The 12139-nt window shown below is 66.4% G+C and carries 11 protein-coding genes; 8 read left to right on the top strand and 3 right to left on the bottom strand.

All coding sequences use genetic code 11. From position 1 onward, the window contains the following. Nucleotides 1-32: 32 nt before the first annotated feature. Complete coding sequence (gene tyrS, locus ACFPOB_RS07045) at nucleotides 33-1283, bottom strand: tyrosine--tRNA ligase (RefSeq protein WP_377797023.1); 1251 nt, start codon at nucleotides 1281-1283, stop codon at nucleotides 33-35. A 132-nt stretch (nucleotides 1284-1415) separates the two neighbouring features. Further along, a complete protein-coding gene (locus tag ACFPOB_RS07040; protein WP_137880940.1) occupies nucleotides 1416-2087 on the bottom strand; it encodes an alpha/beta hydrolase in 672 nt (223 codons plus the stop codon). A 290-nt stretch (nucleotides 2088-2377) separates the two neighbouring features. Here ACFPOB_RS07040 and ACFPOB_RS07035 point away from each other — a divergent pair, with 290 nt between their 5' ends. The 8 genes from ACFPOB_RS07035 to ACFPOB_RS07000 all read left to right on the top strand — a co-directional run bounded on the left by ACFPOB_RS07035 (nucleotide 2378) and on the right by ACFPOB_RS07000 (nucleotide 10287). Then, nucleotides 2378-3583 carry a cysteine desulfurase family protein gene (locus ACFPOB_RS07035; RefSeq protein WP_377797022.1) on the top strand — a complete coding sequence of 402 codons (1206 nt, stop codon included), beginning with the start codon at nucleotides 2378-2380 and terminating at the stop codon, nucleotides 3581-3583. A gap of 60 nt (nucleotides 3584-3643) precedes the next feature. Further along, nucleotides 3644-5116, top strand: a complete 1473-nt coding sequence (gene sufB, locus ACFPOB_RS07030) for a Fe-S cluster assembly protein SufB (protein ID WP_092153685.1) — start codon at nucleotides 3644-3646, stop codon at nucleotides 5114-5116. 288 nt (nucleotides 5117-5404) lie between these two features. Then, nucleotides 5405-6157, top strand: a complete 753-nt coding sequence (gene sufC / locus ACFPOB_RS07025; protein ID WP_377797020.1) for a Fe-S cluster assembly ATPase SufC — start codon at nucleotides 5405-5407, stop codon at nucleotides 6155-6157. After that, a complete protein-coding gene (sufD, locus tag ACFPOB_RS07020; RefSeq protein ID WP_377797018.1) occupies nucleotides 6157-7506 on the top strand; it encodes a Fe-S cluster assembly protein SufD in 1350 nt (449 codons plus the stop codon). The genes sufC and sufD overlap by 1 nt, the downstream gene beginning before the upstream one ends. After that, nucleotides 7506-7715 carry a tautomerase family protein gene (locus ACFPOB_RS07015; protein WP_377797016.1) on the top strand — a complete coding sequence of 70 codons (210 nt, stop codon included), beginning with the start codon at nucleotides 7506-7508 and terminating at the stop codon, nucleotides 7713-7715. Before sufD ends, ACFPOB_RS07015 begins: the two co-directional genes overlap by 1 nt. 1 nt (nucleotide 7716) lies before the next feature. Beyond that, nucleotides 7717-8955, top strand: coding sequence for a cysteine desulfurase (locus tag ACFPOB_RS07010; RefSeq protein WP_377797014.1), 1239 nt, complete (start codon nucleotides 7717-7719; stop codon nucleotides 8953-8955). A 41-nt stretch (nucleotides 8956-8996) separates the two neighbouring features. Further along, a complete protein-coding gene (locus tag ACFPOB_RS07005; protein ID WP_377797012.1) occupies nucleotides 8997-9380 on the top strand; it encodes an SUF system Fe-S cluster assembly protein in 384 nt (127 codons plus the stop codon). A gap of 22 nt (nucleotides 9381-9402) precedes the next feature. Beyond that, nucleotides 9403-10287 carry a protein-L-isoaspartate O-methyltransferase family protein gene (locus ACFPOB_RS07000; protein WP_377797010.1) on the top strand — a complete coding sequence of 295 codons (885 nt, stop codon included), beginning with the start codon at nucleotides 9403-9405 and terminating at the stop codon, nucleotides 10285-10287. A gap of 59 nt (nucleotides 10288-10346) precedes the next feature. On the opposite strand, the gene ACFPOB_RS06995 is transcribed toward ACFPOB_RS07000, so the two are convergent. Next, nucleotides 10347-12092, bottom strand: coding sequence for an SUMF1/EgtB/PvdO family nonheme iron enzyme (locus ACFPOB_RS06995; RefSeq protein ID WP_377797008.1), 1746 nt, complete (start codon nucleotides 12090-12092; stop codon nucleotides 10347-10349). Nucleotides 12093-12139 lie beyond the last annotated feature (47 nt).

The following is a 12139-nucleotide window of genomic DNA, read 5'->3' as shown; positions in this document are numbered from 1 at the left end:
GCGAAACCGATGGCCTTTGGCGACAGCGGCCGTCAGACAGGCCGCAGCAGGACGTGCTTCTTCTTGCCGAAGGAAAGCTTCACCGCGCCGTCCACGAGATCGGCCGGCGTCAACATCGCGCGCTCGTCGCTCACTTGCGAGTCATTGACGCGCAGGCCGCCGGCCTTGATCTGGCGGCGGGCTTCGCCGGTCGAGGGCACGAGGCCGGCGCTGACGAAGGCGCTGAGCACGCCGAGGCCGGCGTTCAGCTCGGCAGCTGGCACCTCGATGCTCGGCAGGTCCTGCGCTGCCCCGCCTTCCTCGAAGGTCTTGCGGGCGGTCTCGGCCGCGGCCTCGGCGGCCTCGCGGCCGTGCAGCAGCGCGGTGGCCTCGGTCGCCAGCACTTTCTTGGCCTCGTTGATCTCCGAGCCGCCGAGCGCGGCGAGCTTGGCGATCTCGCTCAGCGGCAGGCGCGTGAACACCTTGAGGAAGCGGCCGACATCGGCGTCCTCGGTGTTGCGGAAATACTGCCAGAACTCATAGGGGCTAAAGAGGTCTCCATTCAGCCAGACGGCGCCGCTAGCGGTCTTGCCCATCTTGGCCCCGGACGAGGTCGTCAGCAGCGGCGTCGTCAGCGCGAAGAGCTGCTTGCCCTCCATGCGGTGCGACAGGTCGACGCCGTTGATGATGTTGCCCCACTGGTCGGAACCGCCCATTTGCAGGCGGCAATCATAGCGGCGGCTGAGCTCGACGAAGTCGTAGCCCTGCATGATCATGTAGTTGAATTCGAGGAAGGACAGCGACTGCTCGCGATCGAGCCGCAGCTTCACCGAGTCGAAGGAGAGCATGCGGTTGACCGAGAAATGCCGGCCGACATCGCGCAGGAACTCGACATAGTTGAGCTTGAGCAGCCAGTCGGCGTTGTTCACCATCAACGCGTCGGTCGGGCCGTCGCCATAGCGCAGGATGCGCGAATAGACCTTCTTGATGCTCTCGATATTGGCGTTGATCTCCTCGACTGAGAGCAGCTTGCGCTGGTCGTCGCGGAAGGACGGATCGCCGACCATCGAGGTGCCGCCGCCCATCAGCGTGATCGGCCGATGCCCGGTCTCCTGGAACCAGTAGAGCATGGTGACCGAGATCAGGTTGCCGATATGCAGGCTGGTCGCGGTCGCGTCATAGCCGACATAGGCCGTCTGCGGCCCCTGCAGGCAGAGCTTGTCGAGCTCCTCTGGATTGGAGATCTGGTGGATCAGGCCGCGCTCGTCGAGCACGCGCAGGAAATCGGACTTGAAGGCGGTCATGATAGAGCTCGATGGTTTGACGGTTCTCGCGTCATGGTCGGGCTTGTCCCGACCATCCACGTCTTCGCTGATCGCAGGCGGTGTGCAAGACGTGGATGCTCGCCACAAGGGCGAGCATGACGGCGTTGGCGCTCAGGCCTTTTCCTGCTCGCTCTTGATGATCTCGGGACCGACCTTGCGGTCGAGATAGACACCGACCTGCTCCATCAGCTGGTCGACGCGGCCGTCGAAGAAATGGTTGGCGCCCTCGACCACGGCATGCTCGATCTGGATGCCCTTCTGGGTCTTCACCTTCTCGATCACCGCCATCACCTCCTTGACCGGGGCGACGCGATCCTCCGAGCCGTGCACGAACAGGCCGGAGGACGGGCAGGGGGCGAGGAAGGAGAAATCGTAGCGGTTGGCCATCGCCGCGATCGAGAGGAAGCCCTCGATCTCCGGGCGGCGCATCAGGAGCTGCATGCCGATCCAGGCGCCGAACGAGACGCCGGAGATCCAGCAGCTCTTGGCCTCGGGGTTCAGCGCCTGCATCCAGTCGAGCGCCGCGGCGGCGTCCGAGAGCTCGCCGGCGCCGTGGTCGAACTGGCCCTGGCTGCGGCCGACGCCGCGGAAGTTGAAGCGCAGCGCCGAGAAGCCGCGGTTCACGAAGGTGTAGAACAGGTTGTAGACGATCTGGTTGTTCATCGTCCCGCCGAATTGCGGGTGCGGGTGCAGGATGATCGCCAGCGGCGCGCCGCGCTTCTTGGCGGGCTGGTAGCGGCCTTCGATCCGGCCGGCCGGACCGTTGAAAATCACCTCTGGCATCACATCTCGCCTTTTGTCGGGCGTGGCTCGCGGGCAGCCTGCTGAAAAGCGGCTTCGCTGCCGCTGAAAAGCCTGCTCACCCTTGACGGCCCCGCCACTCGCGCCCTACATCAATCGCTTAGAATGGTTCTAACAGCCGTGAACAGAACTGGAACATGCAGGCGAAGGCCGCTTGCGGTTCCGGTCCATCATGGCTTGGACGGGCGGCTATAGCACGGCGCAGGGGTGCGATTTCAAGCATTTCGTGCCGCGTCTTCGGGCAAGCCCTCCGGAGCGGAGCAAAAGCGCAGGTGTTCGCGACGACCCGCAGCTATCTCGACCACAACGCCACGACGCCGGTCCGCCCGGCCGTGGCGGAGGCGATGCTGCGGGCCTTGCAGATGCCGGGCAACCCGTCGTCCGTCCATAACGAGGGCCGCGCGGCCCGCGGCGCCATCGAACAGGCCCGCGAGCAGGTCGCGTCACTCGTCTGCGCCAAGGCGAGCAATGTCGTCTTCACCAGCGGCGGCACCGAGGCCAATGCGACGATCCTGTCGCCCGGTCTCAGCGATTGCAGCGGTGCGCGCGATTGCGTGCGGGCCCCAGTGACGCTCTTGCTGTACAGCGCCAGCGAGCACCCTTGCGTGCGTGACGGCCATCGCTTCCCGGCCGGCCAGGCCGAGGCGATCCCGGTTGATGGCGACGGGCTCGTCGATCTCGGCTGGCTCGACGAGCGGCTTGCGCGCTTTGCGGCGGAGAAGCCGGCCGAGCGCGCTCTGGTCTCGGTCCATCTTGCCAACAACGAGACGGGCGTGCTGCAGCCGATCGCCGAGATCGTCGCCATCGCCAGGCGTCATGGCGCGCTCGTGCACTCCGACGCCGTCCAGGCCGCCGGCAAGATCGCGATCGATATCAATGGCTTGGGCGTCGATGCTCTGACATTGTCCGCCCACAAGATTGGTGGCCCCAAGGGCGTCGGCGCAATCGTGTTCCGCACCGGCGCACTCGAACTCGCCGACAAGCCCCTGCGCGGTGGCGGCCAGGAGCGCGGCTGGCGCGCCGGCACCGAGAACCTGCCGGGCATCGTTGGCTTCGGCGTCGCGGCCGAGGAAGCGGGCAAGGTGCTCGCTACCGAGGCCACCCGGCTGGCCGGGCTGCGTGACCAGCTGGAGGCTCGATTGATGGCGCTGGCGCCGGATACGGCGATCTTCGGCGGCAGGGCTCCGCGCCTGCCCAATACCTCCGCCTTCGCGACGCCCGGCATCAAGGCCGAGACGGCGCTGATCAAGCTCGATCTCGCCGGCGTCGCCCTATCCTCGGGCTCGGCCTGCTCGTCAGGCAAGGTCAGGCGCTCGCACGTCTTGTCGGCCATGGGCATTGACCCTGTCATGAGCGAAGGGGCCTTGCGCGCCTCGCTCGGATGGACCACCTGCGAGGCGGATATCGACCAGTTTATCGCGGCCTATGCCAAGGCGCTGGCGGCGAACCCGAACCGGAAGGTTCAGGCAGCCGCCTGAGGCCTCCCGCAAGAGCAAGACCGAACCGGCGGGCCTTGAACCCGCGACAGGAGTGTAGAGATGGCAGCGGTCCAGGAGACCATTGATCAGGTCAAGTCGATCGACGTGACCGAGTACAAATACGGCTTCGTCACGGAGCTGGAGGTCGACAAGCCGGCCAAGGGCCTGACCGAGGACACGGTCCGCTACATCTCGGCCCGCAAGAACGAGCCGGAATGGATGCTGGAATGGCGGCTCGATGCCTTCCGCCGCTGGAAGACGATGACCGAGCCGACCTGGTCGCGCGTCAATTATCCGCCGATCAACTACCAGGACATCTACTACTACGCCGCGCCGAAGAAGGGCGCCGATCCGAAGTCGCTCGACGAGGTCGATCCGGCGATCCTGGAGACCTACAAGAAGCTCGGTATCCCGCTGCGCGAGCAGGAGATCCTGGCCGGCGTCGCGCCGGAAAACCGGGTCGCGGTCGATGCGGTGTTCGACTCGGTCTCGGTCGTCACCACCTTCAAGGACGAGCTCGCCAAGGCCGGCGTGATCTTCTGCTCGATCTCCGAGGCGATCCGCGAGCATCCCGAGCTGGTGAAGAAGTACCTCGCCAGCGTCGTGCCGGTGACCGACAACTATTTCGCCACGCTGAACAGCGCGGTCTTCACCGATGGTTCCTTCGTCTACATCCCCAAGGGCGTGCGCTGCCCGATGGAGCTGTCGACCTATTTCCGCATCAACGAGCAGAACACAGGCCAGTTCGAGCGCACGCTGATCATCGCCGACGAGGGCTCCTATGTGAGCTATCTCGAAGGCTGCACCGCGCCCAAGCGCGACGAGAACCAGCTGCATGCGGCGGTGGTCGAGCTGATCGCGCTCGACGATGCCGAGATCAAGTACTCGACCGTGCAGAACTGGTTCCCCGGCGACGCCGAGGGCAAGGGCGGCATCTACAACTTCGTGACCAAGCGCGGCGACTGCCGCGGCAAGCGCTCGAAGATCTCTTGGACGCAGGTCGAGACCGGCTCGGCGATCACCTGGAAGTACCCGTCCTGCATCCTGCGCGGCGACGGCTCGCGCGGCGAGTTCTACTCGATCGCGGTGTCGAACGGCGCCCAGCAGGTCGATAGCGGCACCAAGATGCTGCATCTCGGCAAGAACACGACCTCGAAGATCATCGCCAAGGGCATCGCGGCCGGAAAGTCCGACTCGACCTATCGCGGCATGGTCTCGGCCCACCGCAAGGCGACCGGCGCGCGCAACTTCACCAATTGCGACTCGCTGCTGATCGGCGACCAGTGCGGCGCCCACACGATCCCCTACATCGAGGCCAAGACCGCGACCGCGATCTTCGAGCACGAGGCGACCACGTCGAAGATCGGCGAGGACCAGATGTTCTACTGCCAGCAGCGCGGCCTCTCCGAGGAGGAGGCGGTTGCGCTGATCGTCAACGGCTTCGTCAAGGAGGTGCTGCAGCAGCTTCCGATGGAGTTCGCCGTCGAGGCGCAGAAGCTGATCACGATCTCGCTCGAGGGGAGCGTGGGGTGAGCGATCTTGAGCGGCAATCTGCTGATCAAGACGCATCCACACGTTGGGTTCACCGTTGGATATGGGCTCTGCTTGGCTGCTTTCTGGCCGCGCTTCTAGCCAGCTTCTTCTTCAACGCCACGCTTGTTCTCTTGCTCCTAGGAGTCTGCGCGGTCGCTTGCGTAGCCGGGATTTTGAGAGCGACCGCGCATCAAGAACGAGCTTTCGTTCGATTTTGGAGAGCGGCAGGCTCGAGTGACGAGCAAATCGCTCAGAAACGCAAAGAATTCTTCTCTCAGGATTAAGACAATGCTCGAAATTCGCAATCTGGTCGTCAAGATCGCCGATGAGGACAAGCAGATCCTCAACGGCCTCAACCTCACCGTGAACGCCGGCGAAGTCGCTGCGATCATGGGGCCGAACGGCTCCGGCAAGTCGACGCTGTCCTACGTCATCGCCGGCAAGGAGGACTACGAGGTCCTCGACGGCGAGATCCTGCTCAATGGCGAGAACCTGCTGGAGATGGAGGCCGATGCCCGCGCCGCCGCCGGCATCTTCCTCGCCTTCCAGTATCCGCTGGAAATCCCCGGTGTCGCCACCATGACCTTCCTCAAGGCGGCGATGAACGCGCAGCGCAAGGCGCGCGGCGAGGCCGAACTGCTGACGCCGGACTTCATCCGCCAGGTCAACGGCGCCGCCGACAAGCTCGGCATCGACCGCGAGATGCTGCGCCGGCCGCTCAATGTCGGTTTCTCCGGCGGCGAGAAGAAGCGCATGGAGATCCTGCAGATGGCGCTGCTGTCGCCGTCCATGTGCATCCTCGACGAGACCGATTCCGGCCTCGACATCGACGCGCTGCGCATCGTCGCCGAGGGCGTCAATGCACTGCGCGCTAAAGATCGCGGCTTCCTGGTCATCACCCACTATCAGCGCCTGCTCGACCATATCGTGCCCGACACCGTGCACGTGATGTCGAAGGGCAAGATCGTCAGGACCGGCGGCAAGGAGCTGGCGCTCGAGCTCGAGAAGAGCGGCTATGCCTCCTATGGCGAGGCTGCGTGATGGCGATCATCACCCCGCTCAAGACCGCGGCCGAGCAGCAGCTCGCCGAGCAGTTCGCCAACATCAAGGCCGAGCTGCCGGGCGCCGGCGCGATGCGCAAGCTGCGCGAGGACGCCTTCGCCGGCTTCGAGGCCAAGGGCCTGCCGCATCGCCGGCTCGAATCCTGGCGCTACACCGACCTGCGCAACCTGGTGCGCGAGGCGATGCCGCTGGTCCGCCGTCCGGCGCGGCCGCAGGCGATCGCCGACCGGCTGGCGCTGCAGACCATCGCCGGCCGGCGCTTCGTCACCATCGACGGCGTGTTCAGTGCCGATGATTCCGACCTGACGGGCCTGCCCGAAGGCGTCAGGGCGCGCAGCCTGGCCGAGGCGCTGGCGGAGAGCTCGGACGAGATCGCCGCGGCCTTCACGCCGCCGGAGGTGGCGCGCGACGACAGCGCGCTGATGCTCAACGCCGCCTTCGCCCAGGACGGCGTCGTGATCGAGATCGCCGATGGCGCCGAGCTCGATCAGCCGATCGTCCTGCTGGCGCTCGGTTCCGGCGCGAGCGAGGCGTCGATCGTCTCGCGGGCGTTGATCAAGATCGGCGCTGGCGCCAAGGTCACGGTCGTCGAGCTGCAGGAGAGCGTCGGCGCAGCGCCAGTGCAGGTCAACCACGCGACCTCTTTCGTCATCGGTGAGGGCGCAGAGGTCGAGCATGTGCGCATGGTCTCGCGGCAGCGCGCCGAGACCGTGCAGGTGCAGTCGTTGCTGGTCGAGCTTGGGGGCCACGCCAGCTTCGATTCGGTCGTGGTCGCCGTGAACTGCGGCGTGCTGCGCCAGCAGAGCTTCCTGCGCTATGGCGGCGAGCACAGCCGTGCGGCGCTGCGCGGCATCAACCTCCTGCGCAAGCAGGAGCATTCCGACGTCACGCTGGTGATGGACCATGCGGCGGCCCATGGCGAGAGCCGCGAGCTGTTCAAGAGCATCATCGAGGGTGAAGGCACCGGCGTCTTCCAGGGCAAGGTGGTCGTCCGCCAGCATTCGCAGAAGACGGACGGCAGCATGAAGAGCCATGCGCTGCTGCTCAACGACGGCGCGACCATGTTCAACAAGCCGGAGCTCGAGATCTTCGCCGATGACGTGGTCTGCGGCCATGGCGCCACCGTGGCGCAGATCGACGGCGAGCAGCTGTTCTACCTGATGGCGCGCGGCCTGCCGCGGCCGCAGGCAGAGGCGCTGGTGCTTGCCGCCTTCGTCGGCGAGGTCTCGGACATGGTCAGCGACGAGGGCGTGCGCGAGATCGTTGCCCGCGAGATCGATTGCTGGCTCGGCCAGCGCGAGGGTGCACCCAAGCCAGGGGCCGCCTGATGCCTTACGTCAACCTGCAGATCACCAAGGGCGCGACGCGCGAGCAGAAAGCCGAGATCGTCAAGGAGTTCACGCAGACTCTGGTCCGCGTGCTCGGCAAGAACCCGCAGAACACTCATATCGTGATCCAGGAGATCGAGCGCGAGGATTGGGGACATGCCGGCACGCTCGTCGCCGACCGCCCCGCCGAGCCTGCCGGAAAGGCCTGAGATGAACGCGATCGCGAAGCCCTACGACGTCGAGGCGATCCGCAAGGACTTCGCGATCCTCTCGCGCGAGGTTTACGGCAAACCGCTGGTCTATCTCGACAATGCCGCCTCGGCGCAGAAGCCCGAAGCGGTGATCGAGGCGATGACGCGGCTGATGCGCGAGGACTACGCCAATGTCCATCGCGGCCTGCACTATCTCGCCAATGCCTCGACCGAGGCCTATGAGGCGGCCCGCGAGAGCGCCCGGCGCTTCCTCAACGCTGCTCATATCGAGGAGGTGCTGTTCACACGCTCCTCGACCGGGGCACTGAACACGGTCGCCTCCTCGCTCGGGCAGTACCTTCAGATCCAGGAGGGTGACGAGATCATCCTCTCGATCCTGGAGCACCATTCCAACATCGTGCCCTGGCACTATTGGCGCGAGCGGCACGGCGCCGTGATCAAATGGGCACCGGTCGACGAGGACGGCAACTTCCTCATCGAGGAATTCGAGAAGCTGATCACGCCGCGCACCAAGGTGGTGTCGCTGACCCATATGTCGAACGCGATCGGCACCATCGTCCCGATCGCCGAGGTCGCGAAGATCTGCCAGGCCTATCGCATCCCGCTCGTCGTCGATGGCTCGCAGGGCGCGGTGCACCTGCCGGTTGACGTCCAGGCGCTCGGCTGCGATTTCTATGCCTTCACCGGCCATAAGACCTATGGGCCGACCGGCTCCGGTATCCTCTGGGGCAAGCGCGAATGGCTGGAGAAGCTGCCGCCCTATGAAGGTGGCGGCGAGATGATCGCGACCGTCAGTGAGGATGCGATCACCTATAACGACCCGCCGCATCGCTTCGAGGCCGGCACGCCGGCGATCGTCGAGGCGGTGGGCCTGGGCGCCGCGCTCGACTACATGATGGCGCTGGGCCGCGAGAACATCGCCGCGCACGAGGCCAGGCTCAACGCTTATGCGATGGAACGGCTCGGGCAGATGAACTCGATCCGCATCTTCGGCAAGGCGAAGGAGAAGGGCGCGATCATCGCCTTCGAGCTCGCCGGCGCCCACGCCCATGACGTCGCGACCGTGATCGACCGCGCCGGCGTCGCGGTCCGGGCCGGCACGCATTGCGCCATGCCGCTGCTCGCCCGCTATGGCGTGACCTCGACCTGCCGTGCGTCCTTCGGCCTCTACAATACGCTGGACGAAGTCGATATATTGGTGGAAGCGCTGCGCAAGGCCGAGGAGCTGTTCTCCTGAGCCTGCCCAATGGCCATTCTCGGCCGAACGGAACCGTGATGATGAACGACAACGTCGTCGGCGACCTCAAGCCGAACCAGCCCAGCCTGGATGCGGGCGCCAGCCTGCCGCCGGAGGAGATCGACCGGCTGACCGACGACATCGTCGCGGCGCTGAAGACGGTCTACGACCCCGAGATTCCGTCCGACATCTATGAGCTCGGCCTGATCTATCGCGTCGACATCTCCGACGACCGCCAGGTGACGATCGACATGACGCTGACGGCTCCGGGCTGTCCGGTCGCCGGCGAGATGCCGGGCTGGGTCGAGAATGCGGTCGGCGCCGTGCCGGGCGTCTCGGGCGTGACCGTCAACATGACCTTCGACCCGCCCTGGGACCAGTCGCGTATGTCGGACGAGGCGAGGGTCGCGCTCGATATGTGGTGAGGCCGTCGGTGGGGCGGGCAAGATGCGCTTCAGCGCAAAGGATCTGACGACCGTCCGACGCGCCTATGCCAGGCAGATGCTGGCAATTGCCGGGGTCGACGACAATCCTGCGCTCGAGGCAGCCTTCGCCGATGTTCCGCGCGAACGCTTCATCGGTCCGCCGCCATGGCAAATCGTCGGCCCGCGCGGCTACCGACCGGTGCCGTCGCACGATCCGGTCGTCGTCTATCAGGATGTCAATTTTGCCCTGTCGCCGGGGCGGGGCGTCAACAATGGCAGCCCGTTCCTGCATGCGCTCTGGCTGAATGCCTTCGGGCCTCTCGCCGGCGCCCGTGTCGTCCATGTCGGCGCAGGCACGGGCTATTACAGCGCCATATTGTCACGGCTGGTCGGTGAGGGCGGCCGGGTTGTCGCCGTCGAATGCGATCCGGAGCTCGCCAGGCTGGCTGAGCGTAATCTCGAGAGCTTCGACAATGTCTCGCTCGTCGAAGGCGATGGCGCAGCGCTGGCCTTCGAGAGCGTCGACGCCGTCTATGTCAATTTCGCCGTGGCGCGTCCGGCCAAGACCTGGATCGAGGCCCTGGCTCCTGGCGGGCGCCTGATTTTCCCTCTCGGCGCACCAGGACGACGGCATGGGACCTCTGGAGGCAGGCATGCGGACGGCGGCGGCTTCAGGATCGAGCGCCGGGACCATGGCTTCGCTGCCGCCTGGCTTGGCCGGGCCTTCTTCGTTTGCGCCGACGGAATGCTCGCCCCTTTGGAGGACGAGCGCGAGGCGTTGAACACTGCGTTCGAGAGCGGCGGCGCTGAGATGGTCCGGAGCTTGCGCTGGATGCAGCCCGCCCAAGCGGGGCGGTGCTGGTTCATCGGCAAGGGTTGGAGCCTGAGCTATGACGAGGTCGGGTAAACACCGGACGGTCGCCCACGATCGTGCGAGCCGGCCGTTTCATAGAGGCTAGCCAAGGCTTAGGGCTCGCGCGCGACGCGGAAGCCGTTGGTGTAGAAGCGCACGTCGCTCTCGTATTTGAAGCGCGCGGCCGAGCGCAGATAGCGCGGGTCGTTGTTGAAGGAGCCGCCGCGCAGCACGCGCTCGCGGCAGCCAGGGAGCGCGTAGGCGCTGCCGTCGCGCGGGGCGGCGCGGTAGTTCTCGCTCCAGCAGTCGGCCACCCATTCGGCAGCGTTGCCGGCCATGTCGCGCAGGCCGAAGCGGTTGGGCGGGAATTGTCCGACCTCGCTCGCCTGTCGGCGCGGCTGCGCATTGCAGCCGAGGCAGTTGGCCATCTCCTTGTCGACCGAATTGCCCCAGGGATAGCTCGTCGTCGTGCCGCCACGGGCGGCGTATTCCCATTCGGCCTCGGTCGGCAGCCGGTATTTGCGCCCGGTCTTGTAGGAGAGCCAGACGGCATAGGCGTTGGCGTCGTTCCAGTGGATGTCGGTGACCGGGCGCCTGCCGCGGCCGAGATTGCGGTCACCGGGGCGGTGGCTGCAGCCGCCTTCCGCGACACAGGCATCCCATTGCGCGAAGGTGACCTCGTCGGTGCCGAGATAGAACGGCCTGGCGATGGTGACGGTGCGCACCGGCTTCTCGAACTCGAACATCTCGTTCGAGCCCATCTCGAAGCTGCCGGCCGGGATCAGGGTGAGGTCCGGGCAATCCTCGCAATCGCGCATCGTCTTGGCGGAGGCGCTGCTCGCCGATGCGGCAGCTGGGGCCTGTGTCGCAGCGGGCTGCATGGCATTGCGCAGCGATTGCTCGCGCGTGCGGGCGAGCCCGGCGAAGCGGCCTCTCGGATAGGCGTCGAGATAGGCGCGGTACTCGTCCGGATTCCGGCTGTCCTTGATGGTCTCCCAGAAGGAGAGCTCGTAGGGACCGAGCTGGTCCGATTGCGGGCCCGGCGGCGGCGGTGCGCTGATGATGGCGCGAGTCGTGTTGAGCGCGGTCGCGACCGGTCGGCCGGTCGGGGTGACGATCAATCCAGCCGGTGGTGGCGAGGAGATCCAGAGCTGCTGCGAGCGTCGAGTCGCCCGGCTGACGGCGTCGCGGGTGCGGCTCAGCGCCGTCGTCATGTCGAGGCCGGGCGTGCGGATCGCCTTCAGCCATTCCTCGATCGCCGGATTGGCGCGGCCCGGGGTCTCGGCGATCGTCCGTCCCGGAGCGACCGGCGCCATGAACGCGATCGCCTCGACCGGCTCGATCGGAGCCAGGCCCTTGCCGCCGCCGAGTCCGGCCTGCCAGGGATTGTCGCGCGCTGCGTCGAGCACGATCAGCGCACTCGCCGGCCGGCTGACGATCAGCGCGTCGACGAGCTGGTCGAGGTCGAAGGTGTCGCGCGCAACCTCGGCCGGGCCGCGCGGCGCAATGTCGACCGGGACCAGGAAGTTGCGGCCGCGCGACTGCACGGCGTGCCCGGCATAGAAGACCACGACCTGGGCGCCGCGCGCGAGCTTGCCGCGAAAGGTCGCGAGCGCCTGCTCGAGCGCGGCGCGGTCGGCATTCTCGATGCTGACGAGGTCGAACTCGCCCTGCCGCAGGACATCCGCGACCGCGCGGGCATCGGCGGCGGCGTTGGCCAGGGGCGCTGTGCGATAGGCGCCGTTACCGACGACCAGGGCGATGCGCGGTTGCGAGCGGTCGCTGCCCTGAGCGAGAGCCGGGACAAGCGGCGCGAGGATGGCCAGCGCGGCGATGGCAAGGCAACGATACCAGGACATGGCGTTCACCCTTCGCTGCGGCCAGTTGCGCAACCCGGCGGGGCCGC

Source organism: Allobosea eneae, from assembly GCF_042657265.1.
Lineage (GTDB): Bacteria > Pseudomonadota > Alphaproteobacteria > Rhizobiales > Beijerinckiaceae > Allobosea > Allobosea eneae.
Note: the sequence above shows the minus strand (reverse complement) of the source record. Positions and strands in the feature narration are given on the sequence as shown.